The 21995-nt window shown below is 51.0% G+C and carries 20 protein-coding genes; 7 read left to right on the forward strand and 13 right to left on the reverse strand.

The features are described from left to right. The first annotated feature begins 17 nt into the window (after positions 1–17). Positions 18–464, forward strand: coding sequence for an MEKHLA domain-containing protein (locus tag HZU75_RS09640; RefSeq protein ID WP_180305883.1), 447 nt, complete (start codon positions 18–20; stop codon positions 462–464). Here the strand turns inward: HZU75_RS09640 and HZU75_RS09645 are convergent, their stop codons facing one another. The 6 genes from HZU75_RS09645 to HZU75_RS09670 all read right to left on the reverse strand — a co-directional run bounded on the left by HZU75_RS09645 (position 465) and on the right by HZU75_RS09670 (position 7601). Further along, positions 465–1253, reverse strand: coding sequence for a substrate-binding periplasmic protein (locus tag HZU75_RS09645; protein ID WP_180305884.1), 789 nt, complete (start codon positions 1251–1253; stop codon positions 465–467). Between the two features lie 213 nt (positions 1254–1466). Beyond that, positions 1467–2150 (reverse strand): class I SAM-dependent methyltransferase, encoded by a 684-nt coding sequence (locus tag HZU75_RS09650; RefSeq protein ID WP_180305885.1) that lies wholly within the window; start codon positions 2148–2150, stop codon positions 1467–1469. Positions 2151–2434: 284 nt separating this feature from the next. After that, entirely contained in the window at positions 2435–2941 is a 507-nt protein-coding gene (locus HZU75_RS09655; protein WP_180305886.1) for a hypothetical protein, read from the reverse strand. After that, positions 2926–3927: a porphobilinogen synthase gene (gene hemB, locus HZU75_RS09660; protein WP_180305887.1), complete on the reverse strand. Its 1002-nt coding sequence runs from the start codon at positions 3925–3927 to the stop codon at positions 2926–2928. The genes HZU75_RS09655 and hemB overlap by 16 nt, the downstream gene beginning before the upstream one ends. Before the next feature lie 217 nt (positions 3928–4144). After that, positions 4145–6163, reverse strand: a complete 2019-nt coding sequence (locus HZU75_RS09665) for a BCCT family transporter (protein ID WP_180305888.1) — start codon at positions 6161–6163, stop codon at positions 4145–4147. 181 nt (positions 6164–6344) lie between these two features. Further along, complete coding sequence (locus HZU75_RS09670) at positions 6345–7601, reverse strand: D-amino acid dehydrogenase (protein ID WP_180305889.1); 1257 nt, start codon at positions 7599–7601, stop codon at positions 6345–6347. A gap of 272 nt (positions 7602–7873) precedes the next feature. Between HZU75_RS09670 and HZU75_RS09675 the strand changes: the two genes are divergently transcribed. Together HZU75_RS09675 and HZU75_RS09680 are read left to right on the forward strand one after the other, a co-directional pair. After that, a complete protein-coding gene (locus HZU75_RS09675) occupies positions 7874–8350 on the forward strand; it encodes a putative pterin-binding protein (RefSeq protein ID WP_180305890.1) in 477 nt (158 codons plus the stop codon). Between the two features lie 2 nt (positions 8351–8352). Then, positions 8353–10461, forward strand: coding sequence for a hybrid sensor histidine kinase/response regulator (locus tag HZU75_RS09680; protein WP_180305891.1), 2109 nt, complete (start codon positions 8353–8355; stop codon positions 10459–10461). A 46-nt stretch (positions 10462–10507) separates the two neighbouring features. Here HZU75_RS09680 and HZU75_RS09685 read toward each other — a convergent pair whose 3' ends face one another. From HZU75_RS09685 to HZU75_RS09695, 3 genes are all read right to left on the reverse strand, one after another. Beyond that, positions 10508–11239, reverse strand: coding sequence for a peptidylprolyl isomerase (locus tag HZU75_RS09685; protein ID WP_180305892.1), 732 nt, complete (start codon positions 11237–11239; stop codon positions 10508–10510). Positions 11240–11328: 89 nt separating this feature from the next. After that, the gene (locus HZU75_RS09690) at positions 11329–12063 is read right to left on the reverse strand and encodes an oxygen-binding di-iron domain-containing protein (protein WP_180305893.1); all 735 of its coding nucleotides are present in this window, start codon (positions 12061–12063) and stop codon (positions 11329–11331) included. A 5-nt stretch (positions 12064–12068) separates the two neighbouring features. Next, the gene (locus tag HZU75_RS09695; RefSeq protein WP_180305894.1) at positions 12069–12656 is read right to left on the reverse strand and encodes a methyl-accepting chemotaxis protein; all 588 of its coding nucleotides are present in this window, start codon (positions 12654–12656) and stop codon (positions 12069–12071) included. 98 nt (positions 12657–12754) lie between these two features. Here HZU75_RS09695 and HZU75_RS09700 point away from each other — a divergent pair, with 98 nt between their 5' ends. After that, positions 12755–13291, forward strand: coding sequence for an NAD(P)H-dependent oxidoreductase (locus HZU75_RS09700; protein ID WP_180305895.1), 537 nt, complete (start codon positions 12755–12757; stop codon positions 13289–13291). Here the strand turns inward: HZU75_RS09700 and HZU75_RS09705 are convergent. Continuing rightward, positions 13288–14919, reverse strand: a complete 1632-nt coding sequence (locus HZU75_RS09705; protein WP_180305896.1) for a mechanosensitive ion channel family protein — start codon at positions 14917–14919, stop codon at positions 13288–13290. The genes HZU75_RS09700 and HZU75_RS09705 overlap by 4 nt on opposite strands. Before the next feature lie 584 nt (positions 14920–15503). Between HZU75_RS09705 and moaC the strand changes: the two genes are divergently transcribed. Beyond that, positions 15504–16616 carry a cyclic pyranopterin monophosphate synthase MoaC gene (gene moaC, locus HZU75_RS17850; protein WP_180305897.1) on the forward strand — a complete coding sequence of 371 codons (1113 nt, stop codon included), beginning with the start codon at positions 15504–15506 and terminating at the stop codon, positions 16614–16616. 55 nt (positions 16617–16671) lie between these two features. Here the strand turns inward: moaC and HZU75_RS09715 are convergent, their stop codons facing one another. Continuing rightward, positions 16672–17058: a SirB2 family protein gene (locus tag HZU75_RS09715; protein WP_180305898.1), complete on the reverse strand. Its 387-nt coding sequence runs from the start codon at positions 17056–17058 to the stop codon at positions 16672–16674. A 179-nt stretch (positions 17059–17237) separates the two neighbouring features. On the opposite strand from HZU75_RS09715, the gene HZU75_RS09720 reads away from it, so the two are divergent. Together HZU75_RS09720 and HZU75_RS09725 are read left to right on the forward strand one after the other, a co-directional pair. Beyond that, positions 17238–18005: a pseudouridine synthase gene (locus tag HZU75_RS09720; protein ID WP_180305899.1), complete on the forward strand. Its 768-nt coding sequence runs from the start codon at positions 17238–17240 to the stop codon at positions 18003–18005. 11 nt (positions 18006–18016) lie between these two features. Next, positions 18017–18781 carry a TlyA family RNA methyltransferase gene (locus HZU75_RS09725; protein WP_228028015.1) on the forward strand — a complete coding sequence of 255 codons (765 nt, stop codon included), beginning with the start codon at positions 18017–18019 and terminating at the stop codon, positions 18779–18781. 440 nt (positions 18782–19221) lie between these two features. Here HZU75_RS09725 and HZU75_RS09730 read toward each other — a convergent pair whose 3' ends face one another. Further along, on the reverse strand, positions 19222–20136 hold the full coding sequence (locus HZU75_RS09730; protein WP_180305900.1) for a pseudouridine synthase: 915 nt from the start codon (positions 20134–20136) through the stop codon (positions 19222–19224). Positions 20137–20181: 45 nt separating this feature from the next. After that, a complete protein-coding gene (locus tag HZU75_RS09735) occupies positions 20182–21993 on the reverse strand; it encodes a PglL family O-oligosaccharyltransferase (protein WP_180305901.1) in 1812 nt (603 codons plus the stop codon). Positions 21994–21995: the final 2 nt, after the last annotated feature.

A 21995-nucleotide genomic window follows, 5' to 3' on the forward strand; every position in this document is an offset into this window, starting at 1 on the left:
GACCTGTGTGCTGCACAATGACGCAAATCGAACTTGTAACGCTGATGCTGGCCAGCTATCGGCGCCTAGTAGGGCGTGAGCTCGTTGATCCTAGTTGGGATATCGAGCAGGCGGCTCAGTGGCTGGCGGAAACGGCTCCGTTCTGTGTGCTGGCTCATGAAGCCAGCGCCGACCCGCGCTTTATTTTTGCCAATCGTACCGCTCAGCGATGCTTTGAATACAGCCATGACGAATTGATCGGCCTGCCTTCGCGTTTGTCGGCAGAAGCCCCGAATCGCGCCGAGCGACAGCAATTGCTCGAGAGCGTGAGTCGCCAAGGGTTTGCCAGCGGCTATCGTGGGCTACGCATTGCCAAATCAGGCCGCCGGTTTTGGATTGAAGATGTCACCGTCTGGAATTTGATCGATGAGGCCGGAGTGTGTCATGGCCAAGCCGCGACCTATGCGCGCTGGTGCGATGCCTGATTAGTGGGCCAGTCCGATCGGAATGGGCACCGGCTCATTGCGTATTAATTTGGCCAGCTCGCCAGTGCGTTGCAATTGTGAAAGCCCCAGATTAAATTGCGTCATTAACCAGTTGCCATTAGGTAGCGATTTATTCAGTAGCAAATGCATGTTTTCTTCATGCACATGATTGATGCTCATGGTCAGTATCTGTCGGGTGATCGGTGGAAAGTGCTGGGCGATTAGATACTGGCAGACGATGGCTTCACAAGGAAAACCATCAATGCGCTGTGATAACAGCTTGGCGAGGTTTTGCAGATCGGTATTGCCAACATCGGTGCGAAATACACCCGCTTTTGCCAGTGCTTCCCACTGCTCACCATAGCTATAGCCATTGGTGACCCCTAAGGTTTTCCCTTTTAAATCGGCTAAGGTTTGCCAACTAAGTGGCTGATTACTGTGCTGCATTAATACGGTTTTGCTGCGATACACCGGATCACTAACCAAAAAGCTATTTTTGCGATCGGCATTCAGCGACCACAGCAAAGTTCCGGCATAACGGCCACGGCGGGATTCCTCCAGCGCGCGTTTCCACGGCAAAAAAACATAATTGACTTGCACCCCGCGCAGGGCAAAAGCACGGCTAACCACCTGACTACCCAAGCCATAATTGGGGAGTTGTTCGCCCAAAAATGGGGGCCATTCGCCATTAGCAAGTGTGATGCTCACGCTTGGGCCATGTGCTTGTAGCGGAGCGCTCAGCAGCGCGCTAAAAAAAGTAATTGCAAAGAATTGATAAAGCCGAGACATGCGTGCACTGTATTGGGGCTTGCATTTGGCGTCAATTACGATTCGATGACAGGTGGCTGAGGATTTCCCTGATATGCAAAATCACTATTTACGAGTGATGTCATTGCTGTGTTTGTGCTTGATCTGTATTTTTTATGATGGGTAATTCCATAGAAAGCATTAATTTCAATGTAATTAGACATATACCCATGCGGGTATGGTCGTTGGTGCTTCTTATCTATCCAGCGTTGCCGAGCGAAGGTAGCGCAATAAGCGCCCACGGTAGGCGCTGCCATCATGCAGTGGCGCTGTGATCAAGGTCTCACTTTGTACAAAGCCGCGCTCGCGCATTTGTCGGTTAAATGCACTGCGATTTCCGCGATTGGGGTCGATAATTAGCACTTCACACACCGGCGCGGCGTGTAACTCGATAAATTCGGCCAGCGCCAGCGGCTGATCGCGCTCATACAGCACATCGCTGCCAATAATCAGATCAAACAGCCCCAATTCTGGATTGCTGCGCCCCCAGTTGCCGGTGGCATATTTCAAATCAGGCATTGCATTAAGCTGGGTATTTTCATTCAAGAAAATTTCGGTCAGCGGGTGGCAATCACTGGCCGTGATATCGCCGTGGCGACGGTGAATCACCATACTGGCCAAGGCTAACCCGCAGCCAATTTCCAGCACCCGCCGCTCGTCCAGCGCGTAATCTTGCATCAGATCGGCCATTTTTTGCGCTGACGGCCAGACTTGCCCAAATAATGACCAGCACGCCTCCGAAATCCCTGCCGCTTCGGCTTCACCGAGTGGGTCGTAAAACTGCTGTTTATCCAGTAAAGAGCGAACGTGCAGGTCAGCACCACCGGCGACGGCAACGTGCTGGTGTTTGATGGCATAGCCAAGTATTGGGGTAGACATATAGCCTTGGGTGCAAATGCGGGCGTGGGACGCTGTTCGATCTGCCAAGGCGCTAAAGAGTTAGCGAGCTGAGAGGGCGATTAGAATATTCGGCGGGCAGGAGCGGAGTGGAAGATGAGGGCATAGTAACACCGCACGGGCAGCCGCTTATAGCGTAAATTGTTACTTGGCTGGGTATATTGTTGAGGCTTTTATTTTACATGTCTTATAACCATATACCCTTCGTCTACGATGCAGGCCTTCTTGCTCCGAAAGAATAAAACGAATTCGAGGCATCGGTGTGATTAAATTTGCAGGCGATGACATGCGTCCGATGACGCTGAGCTAACCGGAGCAACGGAGCTTACTTTTCTGCATGAAAGCGCGGTATTCAGCGTTTGAAATATGGGCGGATCATAGTAATCGGAACTTGAAATTGAAAAAGAACCATTATTTTTGGTGTGCAAGATAAGCATTTCATTTTGCAACCGGAAAAAACTAGTCAATTCAATTTTTTCGACCGATTCAATGTCCTTTTTCTCGATCTGCCATAGCGTGGCATGACCAATGCTGGACCAAACGGCATCGTCATCAATACTGATGGTGATGGGGTTTGCTAAGTGATAGCGATGATTTCGCGCGACATACAAGAGCAGGGCATGAAGCACAAATGAGATGACGGCACCCCACATACCAAAGAGAGCATACGCCAACAGTGTCACAGCGGGGAGCAGGAATAGGCACTCGAGCCCCAAAATCAAAGCTGATTTTGGAGGCGCGATTTGAGTAATGCGGATTACTTTGTCAACCACTTCGCTGCTTCAATCGCGTAGTAAGTCAAAATCGCATCAGCACCGGCGCGTTTGAAGGCCAGCAGGCTTTCCATGACAACAGCTTCTTCATTGAGCCAGCCGTTTTGCGATGCAGCTTTCAGCATCGCGTATTCGCCAGAGACTTGATAAACGAACGTCGGCGCGGCGAATTCGTCTTTCACACGGCGCACGATATCCAGGTAAGGCATGCCGGGTTTCACCATCACCATATCTGCGCCTTCAGCCAAGTCGAGGCCGACTTCGTGCAATGCTTCATTGCTATTGGCTGGATCCATTTGGTAAGTATATTTATTGCCCTTGCCCAAATTGGCGCTCGAGCCAACGGCATCGCGGAACGGGCCGTAAAAGGCGCTCGCGTATTTAGCTGAATAAGCGAGGATGCGGGTGTGAATGTGGTTGTCACGATCGAGTGCGGCGCGAATCGCGGCGACGCGGCCGTCCATCATATCGGATGGCGCGACAATATCGGCGCCCGCAGCGGCGTGGCTGGCAGCTTGTTTGACCAGTGCAGCGATGGTTTCTTCGTTCAGCACATAGCCATTGTCATCAATAATGCCGTCTTGCCCGTGTGTGGTGTATGGGTCGAGCGCCACGTCGGTGATAATGCCAAGCTCAGGAAAACGAAACTTTAGCGCTTCAACAGTACGCGGTACTAAGCCACGTTGATTCCACGCTTCGCGCGCATCGAGCGTTTTCAGCTGCGGTTCAATCACCGGAAACAGCGCCAAGGCGGGAATACCGAGTTTGACGGCTTCTTCGGCTACGGCAAACAGTTTATCCATACTCATGCGTTGCACGCCCGGCATCGAGGCGATGTCTTCCACCCGATTACAGCCATCGAGCACAAATACCGGCAAGATTAGATCGGCGGCGGTCAGGGTGTTTTCGCGCATCAGGCGACGGGAAAAGTCATCACGGCGCATCCGGCGTAGGCGGGTCGTTGGGAAAGGGCGATTGGTGTGCATGAGAAATCCCGTGGCGGTGCTGGGCCGTTGCTCTTGTGGGGCAGGTCAGCGCGGTTGATAAAGATATTGCTGATTTTACCCCGATTTGTGTTGATGACGGCGCAAAAAAAGGCCACCGCATTCGCGATGGCCTTGGGGTTTGTTGTACTTTTAGCTTGCTAGGTGGTCGGTGTTCGGCGGCACCGCTGTCCTGCTGGCGCTGGCAGCGGTGCTGTGATTAAGCCGCGCCTGACCCATGCTCCGGGGTGGTATTGATCAGGTGGGTATTCTCGCTCTGGCTTAGCGATAAATACCTCTCGTATTGCCGCAATACATCGGCAATCAATTCCTCGGTACGCATGTATTCAATGTCGTAGCCACGACGGCCATCGGCAAAGAAGGTAACGGGCTCAAAGGTTTGTTGGCGCTCGCTAGCAGGTAGATTGGTATCACGCAGTGCAAAACTAGCTACAGGGCGAGCTTGCGCGCGTACCCCATAAATAAAGTCACGCAGATTGGGTTGCGGTACACATAGCAAAATACCCCCATCTTCATGAGTGCTAACGGTGACTTTGCAGCCTCGCTGTTGCATTTCTAGTGCGACTTCATGCAGCGCTGGTGTCACCGTATCGCGGATAAAGTGCGCAACATCGTCAGCGCTAGGCTGATGCAAAATTTGCTCAAGGCGCTGTTTCCAGTGCTGACCACTCCAGAAACTGCTGGCCGGAGTAAACTTTTGCTGTGAATGGCGCTGATCGGCCACGAGGCCACGCCAGAGTGAAAAGGCCAGCAAAATCATCACAATGCTAAACGGTAGCGCGGCAATCAAGGTCATTGTCATCAGCGCTTTTTGGCCCCCAGCACTGAGTAGTGTGGCCGATGTTAAGCCCAGTAGAACCGCCCAGAATAAGCGCTGCCAAATTGGGGATTTATCTGGATCTGTGGATGATAAGCTGTCGAGCATCAAGGCTCCTGAATCGGCTGAGGTGACAAAGAACACCAGAATCAGCAGCATTGATATGACTGAGGCCACGCCAGAGAATGGCAAATAATCGAAAAACTTAAACAGCAAGGCATCGACATTGCCAGCGGTAGCTGCCAGTGCCCCGTTCGCTACATTCATATCCAGCCAAATCACGGTATTGCCAAATACCGTCATCCACAAGAAAGTGAAAACACTGGGGATAATAATCACACCGGTAATGAATTCACGGATGGTGCGGCCGCGCGAGATCCGCGCAATAAACAGGCCCACAAACGGCGACCAAGAAATCCACCAAGCCCAGTACAAAATTGTCCAGCCACTGAGCCAGCCCTCACTTTGGGTGGGGGTGTAGGTAAAACTGCGGAAGGTTAGGGTGAAAAACTGGCTGAAATAATTGCCCAGATTGTCACCAAATGCACCTAGCAGAAATAAAGTTGGGCCGGTAAATAATACAAACACCAGCAAGACGACCGCCAAGAACAGGTTGAGCTCGGAAAGGCGGCGCACCCCTTTACCAATACCGGTGGCGGCAGAAATACCGGCCAAAATAATAACGGTGGCAATCAAGGCCAGTTGTACGGCCAAGCCACTGGTATCCCAGCCAGTAAGGCGCTGTATCCCTGCGGCTAATTGCACCGAGCCCAAGCCCACAGAAGGGGCAAGGCCAAACAAGGTACAACATAGGGCAAATACATTGACGGTATGGCCAACTGGGCCGTTAATACGTTCCCGCAAGAGTGGGTAAAGGCCAGAGCTGAGCGTGAGGGGAAGGTTATAACGAAAGCCAAAATACGCCAGTACTAGGCCAACCAAGCCATAGATCGCCCAAGCATGAAAGCCCCAGTGCAAGAAAGTGCTGGTCATGGCTTCGCTGGCGCCGGCCAGTGTTTGCCCTTGGGCTAGCGGCGGGTTGACGTAGTGTTGCAGCGGCTCGCCCACGCCGTAATACATCAGCCCGATTCCCATTCCGGCGGCAAACAACATGGCAAGCCAGCTACCGAGGCTAAATTCAGGCTCGGCATCATCGGCGCCTAAACGAATTTTGCCGTAATCGCTGATGGCTAGGCCAACCAAAAATAGAAAAAAGCCGGATACGGCGAGGACATAGAGCCAGGAAAAATGCTGGGTGATCCAGCTTTGAGCTGCCACGAAATTGCGTTCGGCGACTTGCGGCATCAGGGTTGAAAAGGCAATTAAGGCCACAATGAGCACCAGGCTCGGTATGAGCACCGGCATACTGAAAGTGTGCCGTTGCGAAGCGGAGTGAGACATACGTTGAGCGCTCCGAGTATTGCTCCTCTGAGGAAATAGGTTGCTAAATCAATTGACTGAACGAGGAGCTCGATGAAAAAACCGTAGCAGTGCTGTTGCTACATCGGTGAGCGTTTAGTGTATCCGTTTTGCATATTCAGGCTGTGCCAACAAAGTCACAGCCGTGAATATTGCCGTGGAACTATTGCCCGTAGCGCGAGATGCCGTAGGCCGCACTGGCAATCTCGGTGGTTTGACCTGTAATCAGATCTGCGAGCAGTTTGGCCGAGCCACAGGCCATGGTCCAGCCCAGCGTACCATGCCCGGTGTTGAGCCATAAATTACCGATTGGCGTTGCGCCTATTAGTGGCGTGCCATCGGGGGTCATCGGGCGCAACCCCGTCCATTCGCTGGCCTGTGCCAGATTACCGGCAGATGGAAAAAGATCATTCGCTACCATTTTGAGCGTTGCAATGCGTTTGGGGTCGATGGTTTTGTTGTAGCCGGCAACTTCGGCCATCCCTCCCACTCGCAAGCGTTGATCAAAGCGGGTAAGTGCAATTTTATAGCTTTCATCCATGACCGTAGAGCGAGGTGCAGCCTGTGGATTGGTTATCGGGACGGTAATTGAGTAGCCTTTAACTGGGTAGACTGGCAGATTGAGCCCCACCATTTTCCCCAATTGTCGCGATGTACAGCCTGCCGCCAGAATAACCTGCTCTGCTTCGAGTTGTTCATCGGCTAATTGCACATGTGAGACCTTGCCTAGATGCAGTACCAGTCCCTTCACATCCACACCATAGCGGAAGGTAACTCCTAGGCTGCTGGCTAGCTGAGCGAGTGCTTGGGTAAAGCAATGGCAATCGCCTGTTTCGTCGTTAGGTAAGCGCAAAGCACCGACCAACTGGGCGGCCATGTGCGCTAAGGCCGGCTCGACGCGGGCAATTTCAGTTGCATCGAGTAATTCATGTGCTACGCCCATTTGTGCCAGTAGCTCTGCATCACGACGGCCATTTTCCAGTTGTTTTAGCTGGCGAAAAATCTGGAGAGTGCCCAGCGTACGGCCTTCATATTCGATGCCGGTTTGTGCCCTTAGCAACTTGAGCTGATCCCGGCTGTATTCGGCCAAGGGTACCATGCGGTTTTTATTTCGAGCATAGGCTTCGATGGTGCAATTGCTGAGCATCTGCGCCATCCATTGCCACTGAAATGGATCGCCGGTGGGGCGTACCCGCAATGGGCCATGTTCTTGCATCAGCCATTTCATGGCTTTGAGCGGAATACCGGGGGCCGCCCAAGGTGCGGCATAGCCGGGGGAAATTTGGCCTGCATTGGCAAAACTGGTTTCTTGCGCCGGGGCGGGATGGTGCTCGAGCACAGTAACCTGGCAACCTGCTCGTTGCAGGTAATAAGCGCTGCTTACGCCGATAACGCCCGCGCCAATGATGATGACTCGCATGCTGGTGCCTCAGTGTGTGATGTTTACAGCATAGCCCTGGCTTATCGGGCTCGCGATGCGGAGAAACCACTAGTGTAGGTATAGGGCTGTAAGTCAGGATAGAATTAGCATCTGATGATATACCGTCGGGTATTTTTATGGTGATAGTCGGTTTTGTGTGCTGGCCGACCCGAGGTTGTCTGGGCTTGATCGCTGATTCGATAATCTGTTACTTGGACTGTGGCAAATTCGCTATACAATTGAGATTCATTATGATTTTAAAGGAGAAATAGATGCTGCGTGCCTGCGTATTATTGCTGGGTTTACTGATGGCTCAGCTCGTGAGTGCTGCTGAAGCGAGCACTGCACCGACTATTTTAACGATCACTGGTCAAGTTAAATCCACAGAAACTTTCAGTTTGACCGAACTCGATAAACTCCCGCAGAAGAAAATGACGGTTCAGATTCCATGGTACCCCGAGCCGCAAACCTTTGAAGGCCCATTATTGCGCGATGTACTAAAGCTGGCTGGTGCTAAGGGCAAGCTGATGAAGCTGCAAGCATTAAACGATTATGTGATCGAAGTGCCGATGGGCGATGCTGAAAAGTACGATGTGATTATCGCCAGCCGTTTGAATGGCAAAACGATGTCAGTACGGGAAAAAGGCCCCTTATTTGTGATGTATCCATTTGATCGTCACGAAGAGCTGCGTAAAACCGATTACTTCCGCCGCTGCGCATGGCAGTTGAAGCAAATTACGCTGGAATAACTATGAGTCGTCGTTTCTTGCTCATCGTGTTGGCTATTAGCACGGTGCTGTTGCTCAACTTTGGCCTGATTTTTTATTTTGAGCAGCAACAACAAGCTGAGTTGACCCACCAAACCGAGCAGGGAATGGACAATCAACTCTGGCAATTTTTCCAGCTCAGCAGTGAATTTCAGCGCTTGCGCGAAGCGGTGAATGCCAAAGACATCGAGAGCACTCAGTTGCGACTCGATATTTTCTACAGCCGGATCACGGGCATCGAGCAAGGATCGACTCAGGCGTTGTTTCCCGACAGTGCTCAGCGCCATCAGTTATTGCAGCCTTTGCAGCAATTGATTACGGAGTCGGATCAAACACTGCAAGCCGCTAAGTTGGACTCGGTGCAATGGAGCCAATTGCAACAGCGACTCGCGCATCAGCAAGAGCATGTTGATCTACTCACTCAAAGTGCTCGGGAACAATATGCCAAGCATACCGAGCTGAAAAAAAACCGGCTAAATAGCTTGGGTTACTTTCGGGTGGCACTGTCCGTGTTACAGGTGGTGCTGTTGCTGATATCGGCCAGCTTGGGTTTGTGGGTGTTGTGGCAGCGGGAAAAGCAAAGGCGTTCACTGGTTGAGCTAAATGCTTCATTGGAAGAGGCAAGGCTGGCTGCGGATGCGGCAACTGCGACGAAAAGCCGGTTTCTGGCCCATATTAGCCATGAAATTCGTACCCCACTGACCTCGATTCTGGGCTACACCGAACGGCTGCGGCAAAACAGCCAGTTGACCATTCAACAAAAAAACCATCTGAGCCATATTGCGCACTCTGGGCAGCATTTGCTGAGTTTACTGAACCACGTGCTGGATTTATCCAAATCAGATAGCGGCAAGCTGGAGTTGATGCCGGAAATACTGAGTTTGGCGCAATTGAAATTAGAGCTGGAAAGCATGTTTGCGTTGATGGCGCAGGAAAAACAATTGCAGTTCGAGATTGAATTGGCTGCTGATTTACCAGCAAGTCTGTTGCTTGATGCGGGAAAATTACGGCAAATATTGATTAATCTGATCGGTAATAGCATGAAATTTACCGCGCAAGGGTTTATCAAAGTTGCGCTGTACCATTCGGGTAGCGGGGATTCATGCTGGCTATATGCCAGCGTCAGTGATAGTGGTTGTGGGATTGCTGAGCACGAATTGAACCATTTGTTTCACCCCTTTGAGCAAACCGCAAGTGGAAGACATATTGGCGGTACTGGGTTGGGTTTAGCGCTGAGTCGTGATTTTGCTCGTCTAATGGGCGGTGATATTGAGGCCCATAGTCGCGCAGGTACGGGGAGCGAGTTTACCGTGCATGTGATGGCTAAACAGGCTCCAGCGGGTGAGCTCCAACAGGAGGTTATGCGAAACCCTGTACTCCCGTCTGTGGTAGGAAATACTATTTTGGTGGTAGAGGATCAGGCCGTAAATCGTGATTTGCTCTGCGAAATATTGCAGGATGCGGGTGCGAAAACGCTGGCAGCAGAGGATGGATTTACCGCCATTGCGATGCTGGAGACTCATCCTGAAATTGCTCAGGTTTTGATGGATTATCAAATGCCTGGTTTGGATGGACTCAATACTGCAGCAGCTTTGCGCAGTAAAGGGTTTCAGCAGCCGATTTATCTCGTATCAGCTTCTCCTGAGTATGAGTTGCGTCAGCACCCGCAATTTGCGAAGGTAAATGGCTATCTCAGCAAACCATATCAGGCACAAGAACTGTTGGAGTTATTGGGCTTTAGAGCGGATGCTCTTGCTTTAGCGGAGACAGATTCTTTGCCTGTGGCCAATGATTTTGCACGGGCGCAAGCCCAGTTGGGCTTTAGTGTAGAGCGCTTTGCTGCATTGGCCGAAACGGGGTTTTCCCGCTTACTGGATCTGGAGCACGCTTTTATACAGGCGCTTGATGATTCCGATCTCGATACCGCTATTCGGAACGCCCATAGCGCCAAAAGCATTGCCGCTCAGTTAGGTGCCATGTCACTTGCTCAGCAATGGAGTGATTTAGAGGTTACGCCTGCTTTAGGTCGAACGCAGATGCCGCAATTAAGTGAGTTACGCGCACAAACTTGGGCTAGTTTGCAGCAAAAATAAAGCCGGGCATCAAGCCCGGCTTTGCAAGTACGGTTCCTAATGGTAATTAGGCCATAGCAGGCAATGAATAGCCTTCGATTTTGGCTTCTGAAACCAGTTTTGCCAGATAGTCATGCATTAATTTGCGGCCAGCCATGTCGGTCAAGAAGGCTTGCAGGCGCTCTTTTACCTCTTCAAAGCTTACTTTATCACCGTTTGAACGCTCGTTAACCTGAATGATGTGGTAGCCAAATTGAGTTTCTACCAAGGCTGGGGTGATTTGACCGGCTTCGGTGCTAAATACGGCAGCTTCAAATTCAGGCACCATCTGACCACGGCCAAATTGACCGAGATTGCCGCCTTGTTTGCCTGATGGGCAAGTTGAGTGTTCGCTGGCCAACGCAGCAAAGCGCTCAGGATTAGCTTGCACTTCAGCCAATACGCCTTCCGCTTTTGATTTGGCTAGGCTGGCAGCCAGACCTTCCCCCAATGGGAACAGAATGTGGCTAGCTACGGCAGATTCGCCGCGCACAAAGCTTTCTGGATTGTTGTCGTAAAAGGCTTGGCAAGCTGCATCATCGGCTTCTGGCACTTGCACATCTTTTTCCAGCAAAATGCCGATGGCTTCTTCGGCGGTTTCCGCTTCAATACCGGCGGCTTTGGCTTTTTGTTGCAATAGTTCGCGCAAGATCAACTCTTGGATTGCGGCGTCACGAGCGCTTGGCGCTTGGGCATGGTTGCCTTGTTCGCCAGCAATTTGTTCTTCGGTAATTTCAACGCCGTTTACGATAATGGCCATGAGAGTTTTCCTGTTGGACTATTAAAAACGCCGCATTTCCCGCGGCGTTAGAAGGGTTATTCGTGGAGGTGGGGGCTATTTTAGCAATATCAACCGCAGCCGACTTGTAATTCGTCAAACCAGTCGATAAAGCGTTTCACATCCTCACCTCGGTAGATCGAACCATGTTGTGGGCAGAGTAGCTCGATGTCGAGTTGGCGAACACGGTTAATCCAGTTTTTCTTTGCCGTGTTCGACCCCATCCAGCGTTTGTGAAAACCCTCGGCAAAACGGATATGGCTGTCAAAATTTTCCACAAAGAGTTGATCCATGCCCGGGGGAAGTAAGGCGGCACCAATGTCGCCAGTAAACAATAATTTACAGCTTGGATCATAAACGTGGAAATTCCCGGACGAGTGCAGGTAATGCGCTGGAATAATCTGCAAAGTAGCTGCACCTAATGAAAGCTCACTTCCTTCGTCTGGGATCGAAACTAAGGTGTCAGCGCCACAGCCAAAGTGCGGAATAAATCCGGCCCATAAGCCTGAAACATGGCATTTGATAGTTGGATTAAAGTCATTCCACAGCCCGAGTGAGGAAATCACATCAGGGTCTTGGTGCGATGAAAAAATGCGATGCACAGTGCGAGGATCAATCACTTCAGACAGTGCGGCAAATACCGCCGGAAATACTTCCGCACCACCGGGGTCACATAGCAGACTATCTTCGCCAGTAGTTACTACATATTCATTGGTATCAATCAGGTAATTGGGGCGAGAAGGGTCGCGTGAAATGGCGTACCAACGATGCTCACCAGTACTGGCGATTAATTGTGCTTTTTTCATAGTGCCTAGTTTAGGGAGTGAGTGATGCGTTGAAGAGCAGCTAAACGTGGCAAGATAGCTTCGATTTTCAGGGCAAAGGTTTCGGATAATTCTGCCAATACGCTACGCATATTGCCGCTGTAGGCCGATTCGATCCTTGCTGAACGTGCGAGTACCAAGCCAAAGGTACAGGCGCGATTGGCATCGTCTAGGCACTCTTCAAAGCGATTGGCTGATACTAATTGAGCGAGGCGACTGTGTGCTTGATGCATGGCAGGGGAGAGAATCTGGCGTATTTGTTCTGAGTGACTGGATGCGTCAGCTAGGCGCGCCAAGCGGCGTTCTGCTTGTAGTCTTTGAGTGGCGGCTGCGAGTAGTTCTTGAGTGAGCTGGCTCAGATGCTGCATCGCACTTTGTAGCTCAATACTGAGTAGTCGTAGTTCACTGGATATCACGCCAAAGCCACGGGCAGACTCCCCCGATTTTTTAGCCAGTAAAATCGCGTTGAGTCCCATTAAATTAATTTCAAAGCAGTTTCGAATCACCACTTTGACTTCTTCATGAATCAACACGGATTGGCGCAAGGCACTTACCCCGCTCACAGCCTCCGACATACTAAAACCTCTTATCCGTCGATCTCATTCTTTATAGGAAGTAAATCTGTCAGGCGACAACCATACTGACAAGATCGATCACGGCAAGGAGGATTGTGATGAAAAATTTGATTATTTTTTCCCACCCCCATTTGGCAACTTCACAGACGCATCGGCAATTGCTGGACGAAATTGCAGAGCTGCCTCAGGTTAAGATTCATCATCTGGAGGCTATGTACCCAGATGGGCAGATCGATGTTTTGGCGGAGCAGCAGGCATGTGTAAAAGCTGAACGTATTATTTGGCAGTTTCCGCTGTATTGGCATGGCTGCCCCGCGATGCTCAAGCGTTGGCAAGATGATGTGTTCGAGCGTGATTGGGCGTATGGCTCTCGGTGTGCTTTGCGGGGGAAATCATTGCAACTGGTGGTTAGTATGGCTGGTCAAGGGCTTGAATATGATGGAGGTACCGCAGTTTCAGCTGAGAACTTATGGTACCCCATGTTGCTGACTGCCAATGCACTCGGACTTGTATGGCAGGAGCCGCTGGTGCTGCGTGATGTGGAGCATCAGCCTCAATTGCAATTTGATCGTACTCATCAACGAGCAATTGAGGCATTCGCACAGCAATATCGCGATTTACTGATGCTAATTTAAGACCCTTGTGGCAAATCATCTGCTTTGGCTGGGGCAGGGTACCAGTGTTCGGGGGGGATGACTTTTTCCACCGCCGGATCTGCTCGGTAGTGTGGTGACATAATTTGAACACCATAAGTATTGAAGACATCTTGAATCTTGGCGTGCAACTCACTCATGATTTCTAGGCGACGGCGTGGCTCATCGACTGCGATACGCAAAAAATATTCGACGTAATAATCAGAAAGCGCGGTTTGATAAACGATAGGCCGCGGATTATGCCGTACTCCGCGGGTTTGTTCGGCCGCTTCAATTAGCATGGCCTCAACTTGCCGCCACGGTGTATCGTAGCCAATTGTGACGCCGACCTGAGTGATAACACCGCCACCTGATGCTAAACGCGAGAAGTTTTTGACGCTTTGCCCCACCAATACCGAATTGGGAATACTAATTTCTTCGCGCAAATTGGTGTGAATCTTAGTAGCAAATAGTCCGATGTGGATCACCGTACCTTCAGTGTCGCCGATTTGTACGTATTCACCTTGTTTGAGTGATTTGGCATAAATCAGAATAAGGCCACTGGCAAATTGCCCAACAACGCTGGACGCGCCGAGCGAAACCATTAAACCGACCATGACTGACAAACCTTTGAACGCCTCGGTATCAGCACCGGGCAGATAAGGGTAAATCATGGCAATCGCCAGCAGCCAGACGAGGAACGACATGATTTTACGCGTAGTGCTCGCGGTTTCTCGGTCAAACCATGAAAGATGCAATTCGCCGCGCTCGATGCGACCAAATACAAAATGTAGGAAGCGCGACATATAGCGCGCGCATACCACAATAAAAATAATCACTAGAAAGCCAGGAATCGCATGCAAAATTCCGCTACCGACATTCCCGAAAAAGGTAAAAATCGATTCATTTAAACGCTCGCTCCACGCTCGAGTGAACGGGAATAAGCCAAAGACTAGGCTTGTCCATGTGTAGAGCAGTAGCAGGCCAATGATGCTAGTGATGGTATTGATAATCCAACGCAAAATGCGGTTGAGTAGCGAAAAGCTCACGCCAGTTGTTTTTTGTGCCAAATGAGCAATGGGGCGGCTTACGTAGCGTCGACCAACTTTCAGTAGGAATACCCGCGACTTGGAGAGCGCATAGACGATCAGACCAAAAATCAGCGTGGCTAATAAGGCATAGGCAGCAGAATGAATCAGACGGCGTGGGTCATGCAGTTCGCGGCTCTCAATAATTAGCATGCGCAACTGATGCTTGGCTTTATTGGCCGTGCTCTCCAGCGTGTCACCCGCGAGTGAGTTCACATCGCCTTGCAGTACTAAAAAGGCCTGCTGGCCATCTATCGTGACGCTAATCGCAGTTTCTGGGGAGCTGACCAGTACGCTATCGACCCGCCCTTCCTTGAGCTCGGGTAGCATTCGCTTGATACGTTGTTCTGCCCCCAGTGCTCGATCTTGCGGGGTATAAGTAAATATCGGACTGCGAAAAACCATGACAGTGCGATTATTAATTGTGGCGCTGTGCCCCTCTTGCTGCGCCACTTGCTCCGCAGGCAGATCAAGTGCCCAGCTAGTGCAGGCGAAAAGCAAGAAAAATAGGGCAGCAAAAATGGGCATCCAACGGCGTAGCATAGCGAATATCCAGCATTTTATGACAGTAACTGCAAGCATATACAATTCGGGCTTTTGCTGTCACGGGGTGAATGTCATTTGTGCCGGATTGCAGCAAAGAACAGAGTTAAGTAGGGGTATTGCGCTGGGTGTTTTATTAAATATGGATTACATATAAATACCTTGCTTGGTATATGGGCGATTGGCGCTGGGGTGCCCTGCTTGCAAAGCCCGCTTGGGTAGAGCGAGCGGGTGACTACGAAATTTTCTGCAAAACCATGCCTTGGTTTGTCTAAAGTTAGAGCCCAAAGCCCCATTCAACGATAAAGTGCAGTTTGGTATAAGTGCGGTTCACCATTCACCAGCTAAATGGTGCACATTCATACGATGTATGCGCCATCATCAAAGCTGTGCCCGTGTGCAAATTGTGCTGGTTTTGCGTGCCAGTGCACATCGCATTGCTGCTTATGAAGCAAACGCTTATATTATCGGCTACTTAAAAAATTAAGCGCCATTCTGGCAGCAATAAGTCAGTACCACACAAGCATATTGGGTGGACGCCAAACCGACTGACCAAGAGGCGCAACAACGCAGGGAAAGAGAAAATGACGTTGGACGCGGTGGTGTTGGCGGGCGGCGAAGCACGCCGGATGGCGGGGCGTGATAAGGGTTTGATCGAATTATCAGGCAAGCCGATGGTGGCTTGGGTATTAGAATCGCTGAATAAGCAGTCCATCCCTGTTGATCATGTGTTGATTTCCGCCAATCGCAATCTGCCTGATTATGCTAGTTTTGGTCATGCCGTATTGCGGGATGTATATCCTAACCAATTAGGCCCAATGGCTGGTATCCATGCGGCTATGATGGCCAGCCCTGCAGAATGGATGCTGGTATTGCCGTGTGATGTGCCATTTTTGCCCCACGATTTGTTGCTGCAATTTCGTGCTGCGCTCAATGCCTCCGGTGCGCCTGCAGTTGTAGCGCGCACTGCTGACGGCCAAACTCATTGGGCTGTATGCATGTTAAACCGTGCGGTTTTACCTGCCTTGGTCGATGCCTTGGCCAAGGGAGAAAATCGGCTTGGCGAATGGTTGCAAAATTTAGGTGCTGTGTTCGTTACCTTTGCGCAGGGGCATTTTCAAAATCTGAATACGCCAGAAGACTTAAACCAATTAGCAAATCGTTTAGCGGGTGCGGAAGCGATTCCTGTTGCGGGAGAGTTAACGCATTTTAATGCTCAGGGGTTGGCGCATATGGTGAACGTTGGCGATAAAGCCGAAACCAAACGTATCGCCACCGCGCAAGGTGATATCCGCATGCTGCCCGATACGCTGCGCCTGATCGAAGAAGGTAATCATAAAAAAGGCGATGTACTTGGTATTGCCCGTATTGCCGCGATTATGGCCGCCAAGAAAACCAGCGATCTGATTCCGCTATGCCACCCCTTACCGCTGACAGCAGTGAATGTAGAATTCTCGATTGATCGCGTTAAATCAACGGTACGCTGCGCAGTCACCTGCGAAACCTTTGGTCGCACGGGCATTGAAATGGAAGCGCTGACTGCGGTGCAAGTGGGCTTGTTGACGATCTACGATATGTGTAAAGCCGTGGATAAGGGCATGGTCATGACTGATGTGAGATTGATCGAGAAAATTGGTGGTAAATCGGGGCACTGGACGACCGCCGCGCCAGCCATCTCGGATTCCCCGCTGATTTAATTGGCACCGCATCGGGGGTGAATTGTTTAAGGGCTGCATTGGCAGCCCTTTTGTTTTAGCCCAACCAAGGTAGCGGATTTTTACTTAACGCTACTGCGATGATATAGCCATAAGTCACTAACGCCGCCACCAGCGCAATCGCACGAATTTTGAGCGTCTTACCACGCTTAATTGCGATGGTTCCCAGCACGATATACAGCAGCAAAGCGGCAATCTTGGCAGCGATCCACGGTGAGTTGCCCGGGCTCAATTGCAGAGTGATGGCCAGATAAATCGCTGAAACCAGCAGGGCGGTATCAATAATATGTGGCGCAATTTTGCAGATCTTGTGCTGTAGCCAGCTGGAACCACGCAGCATGAGGCCGCCGCGAAATACAAAAAACGCACCAGAGAGCAGCGCCAAAGTCATATGCAGGTGTTTAAGAGCGAGATAGTGTTCCACAGAAAATCCTATTAAATGGGGTGAGAGCGACTTAGTTTGCTACTTGCGAAACGCTGCTGGTTCAGACAGCCTACTGGCCAGATAAGTTCGCTGGTCTGAAAACCAGTCGGAAAACATATTCTATGACCGCGATTAAACCAGTAAAATGACAGATTGTCGGCTTCAAACGTAGAAAAATCATGTCAGATCAACACGATCAACCCGCTAGCGAGCTAGAGCCGCTGCGCTTATCAAAACGCCTTGCTCAACTGGGGCTGTGCTCACGTCGTGAAGCTGACGAATACATCGCTAAAGGCTGGGTGCGTGTCGATGGCGAAATCGTCAATGTGCTGGGAACCAAAGTGCTGCCCACGCAAACTGTTGAGCTCGACCCGATTGCCAAGCAGATTCAGGACAATCGCGTCACTATTCTGATCAATAAGCCGGTGGGCTATGTCTCTGGCCAAGCCGAAGACGGCTACGAGCCTGCCGTGGTGTTGGTGCAGCCGGAAAATCACTGGGAAGGTGACACCAGCGGGATTCGTTTCTCTCCGGTGCATTTTCAGGGCCTCGCGCCAGCTGGGCGCTTGGATATTGATTCGGTCGGCTTGCTGGTGTTGACGCAAGACGGCGTCGTGGCCAAAACGCTGATCGGCGAAAACTCGCAAGTCGAAAAAGAATATCTAGTACGCGTGTCCGGCCATCTGAAGGCCGATGGGCTGCGTCTACTTAATCACGGTCTGTCGCTCGATGGCGAGGCACTCAAGCCTGCGCGCGTCTGGTGGCAAAACAAAGACCAGCTGCGTTTTATCCTGCGCGAAGGTAAAAAGCGTCAAATCCGCCGCATGTGCGAGTTGGTTGGCCTGCAAGTAGTGGGCCTGCAGCGCATTCGCATTGGCCGTATTCTGCTCGGCGATTTGCCGCGCGGGCAATGGCGCTATTTGCGCAGCGATGAATCATTTATCTAATTTGAGCCGCCATGAGTTTGCAACGCGCTGATTTATTTCTGGTCGAGCAGGGCTACGCCGCATCACGCACGCAAGCGCAAACGATGATTGCGGCGGGGCGAGTGTTTGCTGATGGCAAGCCGATTAGCAAAGCGGCTTTCAAGCTCGATGCGCAAGCCGAGATTACGATTACCCCTGATGAGGTTGATCGCTATGTCTCGCGTGGCGGGTTGAAGCTGGCTGGCGCGCTGGCCAGTGCTCGGCTTGATGTGAGCGGCATGCTGGCGCTGGATGTTGGCATTTCGACCGGTGGGTTTACCGATTGCCTGCTGCAAGCGGGCGCGCGCCGGGTGATAGGCGTTGAGGTCGGGCACGATCAATTACATCCGCGCTTGCTATCTGATTCTCGTGTTACGCAGTTTGAGGGCGTGAATGCGCGAAATTTAACGCCCGAGGTGATTGCGCCAGCCTTGATCGACGAGCCGCAAGACGCAAGGATTGAGGTGATCGTCGGCGATGTATCGTTTATTTCACTAACACTGGTGCTGCCGGCCTTGCGCTCGGTGCTCTCGGTCGATGGTTTACTGCTGTTTTTGGTGAAACCGCAATTCGAACTGGGCCCGCAAGCGCTGGCGCGCGGCGGTATCGTTCGTGATGAGACGCTCTATCCGCAGGTCGAAACTAAAATTCGCGCCGCCGCAGCGGATGCGGGTTTTGCGGTGCTCGATTATTTTGCCAGCCCGATTGCCGGCGGTGATGGTAATCGCGAGTTTTTTATCTACGCCCGTGCTATTTAGCTCTGTCCAATGCCATATCTGATGGGGATAAGCCCAAACTGCCTTATTGGCCTGCCACTCGCTGATATACATGCCTAGTGCTTAAAAAAATAGCCCGCCAAAGCGGGCTCAAATCTCTTGGTTGGGAATGCGTGTTCAGGCGTATTCCATAAACCCGATTTTAGGCAGCTGCTCATATGCTGTCGTTGTAGTTTTCTGAGTAGGTATTGCGACAAACTACCATTGCTGATCTTAAATACCCTGTGGGTGTATTTTATTTTTGGTCAATTTGGATATGTCTCTAAGCGATATACCTAAAAAAATAGCCCGCAAAGGCGGGCTGAACTGCTTGGAGTGGAGTGCGTGTTCAAGGCGAACTCCATGGCCATTACTGTATGCGTTTGCCATGCTGGCGTCGTTGTAGTTTTGCCGCGTATTCCAGTGACATAGTTACATTCAATTTATGCTTCGCTTGGCCAGCTCAGTTCGCGCTGAGAGCGAAAAACTCGCAACTCGCCAGTAAATGGATCAACAAATTGCAAGCTGCGCGCCAACAATTGCAAAGGCTGACTAAAATCATCGCCTTTATCATCGAGTACTACCGGATACCACGGATCATTCACAATCGGAATCTGGAGTGCCGCTAAATGCGCGCGCAGTTGATGCTTTTTGCCGGTGTGTGGTTCGAGTTGATATTTGGCCCATGAGCCCCGTGTTTCCAGCAAGCTAATGCGAGTTTCACTATTGGGCTCGCCCGGTACTTCAGACATCGAGAAAAATTTGCCAGATTCATGAGCCAAGCGCGAGCGGTGCACCAGCGGCAGCGTTAGATCGGCGCGATATGGCGCGATGGCTTCGTAAGTTTTTTGTACATTGCGGCTTTCGAACAATTGCTGATACGCGCTGCGACTGTCTTTATCAAGGCAGAGCATCATCACACCTGCGGTCTCGCGATCTAGTCGATGCACCGGCGCAATATCTTGTTGCCCCAGCAGAACGCGCAGGCGCACCAGCACGGTTTCTTTAACAAAACGCCCTGCCGGAATCGCTGATAGAAAATGGGGTTTATCGATGACGACAATGCGCTCATCCCGATAGAGTACTTCCAATTCAAATGGAACACGCATTTCCTCACGCACTGCACGGTAGTACCACAGGTAACATCCCGCTTGATATTTGGAGTCCGCCGGAATGGATTGCCCGCGATCGTCATAAATCTCTCCATTGGCTAGTCGTTCGGCCAAAATCCCCGGCTCCAGAAATGGGAATTTTTGCTCCAGAAACTCCAGCACTGTTGTCCACGGGCCGGGTGTTAGTGCGACACAGCTGGGAGCTAGACCATCGATTGGGGGGAGTGGAGAAACTGCTTTTTTCATGGAAATAACCGAACGCTATGAAAAAAGCCCCGCAAGGGGCTTTATTTAGTGGATTGCCGATGCGCTGGATGCGGCTGCCGGCACGATTTCATCAGCCAAAACTGGGCGCTTAATTTTGAAGTCGAGTTTCGCGTTGAAAAAGTCGCGAGCCTCGTCGACATCCTTGATTAGCGCACGCACTTGAGGCTCTTTGAAACCATCCAGCGTTTGGTAGAAATAGTCAAAGCTTTCTGGGTAGGCATAGGCGGCGCGGCGAATCAGTTGGTGCGCAATCGCCTGATTGCCTTTGATGGCTTCCATCACGGCTTGATCGGTCATCTGCCCTGGGTAAGGGCGAATAGCATTTTGTTTGCGTAAGATGGCCAGCTTCCAATCCATTTCACTACTACTTGCCACAATGTAATTGGACAAGGCATGCTCGGCATAATAATCAATTAAAGGATTGTTGCGCATGGCTTCAAGTCGCGCGATACGATCTGCATTGAGTTTTTGATCGTTCGCAGGATCCATGATGGGATAAATTTTCAGATAAATTTGTCCACCCGTAATAGCGAGTGCCAAAGCGACGCCGCCCCATAAAGCCCAAGACATCCGCGCCCATGCGGCACGAATGCCAAGCCGTGCTTCACCATCCTGCATAAAGATCAAAATCAGGGCAAATGGGCCAAGGAAATGGAAATACCACAGTGGATATTCCACCATACTGTGGAGCAATGAGACTGTGGCTAAAGCTGCGGCATACATCACCACCGGGTTACGCCAGGCGCGCAGTACGTTGATGTACGCATAGGCGATGCCTGCCAAAATTATTCCCGTCGCAAAAACACCAGTTTCAGCTAGCAGATTGAGTACCGAATTGTGAGCATGGGTAAACAGCACACTTTCTGATACCACGGCAAACTCTGGGCGCACTTGCAATGCATTGCTATGCACCGCATAGCTACCCCAGCCTGTGCCGATCCACGGGTTTTGTAGGAATGTAATCCAGGCCTTGTGCCACTCAACAATGCGGCGTGAGCCATTAGAGTCGAGGCGATCTAAGCCAGTTGGTACTTCATTTTTAGCCTTCAGTAAGGCTTGCAGGAGCTCATTAACGAAGGGGGCAAGAAACTGCATCGCAATAATCAGTACGGCTGCGATGGTTAGCGACTTACCTAATTCACGTAATGTTTCGGCTCCACGCCACCAGATAAATGCACCGAGCGGTAACCAAGCCAAAGCATAGAGTAATGGCGAGCGTGAACCACAGAAGGCCAGTGATAAGGCTAACCAGGCTGCTACCGTATAGAACAGCCACTTATTCATTTCATCTTTTTGTGTCACCAAATAGGCTGCGCTGGCCAAGCCCCAAGCCAGATAGTGACCATACATATTTTTCTGGCCAATATTGCCAAAAATCAGGCGTGGGCCTTCCTGAATCAGCTGCACAATCTGAGGTACTGCAAGGCCGGAATTAAAAATCGCACCAGCCAATAAACCCCAGGCAAACATATTGATGAGTTGCTGCGTGCCATACACGCGCATGGCTCGCGCTAATGACCAGCCTGCACCTGCTGCACCCAGTGCATAAATAACCGGATACAGCCTTTCTGTGGCATAGCCATGCGGTAGCAAGATGGTCTGCACGCCAATCATGGCGGCAAAGGCAATCCACATCACGGTCAACCATGGTGGATTGGCTTTCTCTCGTGGATCGCTCGGTACAAGCACGCCGGCTAGTGTGATCAGTACACAGAAGAAAAATGCAGCTAACTCAGATGGAAATACCGGATTGGGGTCCCAGCGAAATGGAATCCCGCATGGAACGGCGGCCAATAAAAAGAGCAGGCCTTGGTAGAGGCGAAGTTGGAAAGGCATGA

It is taken from the genome of Chitinibacter fontanus (assembly GCF_013423785.1).
In the GTDB taxonomy this organism is placed as follows: domain Bacteria; phylum Pseudomonadota; class Gammaproteobacteria; order Burkholderiales; family Chitinibacteraceae; genus Chitinibacter; species Chitinibacter fontanus.

What these genes read in the sequence shown, in the direction of transcription:
- HZU75_RS09640 (WP_180305883.1), top strand. Translation starts at nt 18, where the DNA reads ATGACGCAAATCGAACTTGTAACGCTGATGCTGGCCAGCTATCGGCGC.
- HZU75_RS09645 (WP_180305884.1), bottom strand. Translation starts at nt 1,253, where the DNA reads ATGTCTCGGCTTTATCAATTCTTTGCAATTACTTTTTTTAGCGCGCTG.
- HZU75_RS09650 (WP_180305885.1), bottom strand. Translation starts at nt 2,150, where the DNA reads ATGTCTACCCCAATACTTGGCTATGCCATCAAACACCAGCACGTTGCC.
- hemB (WP_180305887.1), bottom strand. Translation starts at nt 3,927, where the DNA reads ATGCACACCAATCGCCCTTTCCCAACGACCCGCCTACGCCGGATGCGC.
- HZU75_RS09665 (WP_180305888.1), bottom strand. Translation starts at nt 6,163, where the DNA reads ATGTCTCACTCCGCTTCGCAACGGCACACTTTCAGTATGCCGGTGCTC.
- HZU75_RS09670 (WP_180305889.1), bottom strand. Translation starts at nt 7,601, where the DNA reads ATGCGAGTCATCATCATTGGCGCGGGCGTTATCGGCGTAAGCAGCGCT.
- HZU75_RS09675 (WP_180305890.1), top strand. Translation starts at nt 7,874, where the DNA reads ATGCTGCGTGCCTGCGTATTATTGCTGGGTTTACTGATGGCTCAGCTC.
- HZU75_RS09680 (WP_180305891.1), top strand. Translation starts at nt 8,353, where the DNA reads ATGAGTCGTCGTTTCTTGCTCATCGTGTTGGCTATTAGCACGGTGCTG.
- HZU75_RS09685 (WP_180305892.1), bottom strand. Translation starts at nt 11,239, where the DNA reads ATGGCCATTATCGTAAACGGCGTTGAAATTACCGAAGAACAAATTGCT.
- HZU75_RS09690 (WP_180305893.1), bottom strand. Translation starts at nt 12,063, where the DNA reads ATGAAAAAAGCACAATTAATCGCCAGTACTGGTGAGCATCGTTGGTAC.
- HZU75_RS09695 (WP_180305894.1), bottom strand. Translation starts at nt 12,656, where the DNA reads ATGTCGGAGGCTGTGAGCGGGGTAAGTGCCTTGCGCCAATCCGTGTTG.
- HZU75_RS09700 (WP_180305895.1), top strand. Translation starts at nt 12,755, where the DNA reads ATGAAAAATTTGATTATTTTTTCCCACCCCCATTTGGCAACTTCACAG.
- HZU75_RS09705 (WP_180305896.1), bottom strand. Translation starts at nt 14,919, where the DNA reads ATGCTACGCCGTTGGATGCCCATTTTTGCTGCCCTATTTTTCTTGCTT.
- moaC (WP_180305897.1), top strand. Translation starts at nt 15,504, where the DNA reads ATGACGTTGGACGCGGTGGTGTTGGCGGGCGGCGAAGCACGCCGGATG.
- HZU75_RS09720 (WP_180305899.1), top strand. Translation starts at nt 17,238, where the DNA reads ATGTCAGATCAACACGATCAACCCGCTAGCGAGCTAGAGCCGCTGCGC.
- HZU75_RS09725 (WP_228028015.1), top strand. Translation starts at nt 18,017, where the DNA reads ATGAGTTTGCAACGCGCTGATTTATTTCTGGTCGAGCAGGGCTACGCC.
- HZU75_RS09730 (WP_180305900.1), bottom strand. Translation starts at nt 20,136, where the DNA reads ATGAAAAAAGCAGTTTCTCCACTCCCCCCAATCGATGGTCTAGCTCCC.
- HZU75_RS09735 (WP_180305901.1), bottom strand. Translation starts at nt 21,993, where the DNA reads ATGCCTTTCCAACTTCGCCTCTACCAAGGCCTGCTCTTTTTATTGGCC.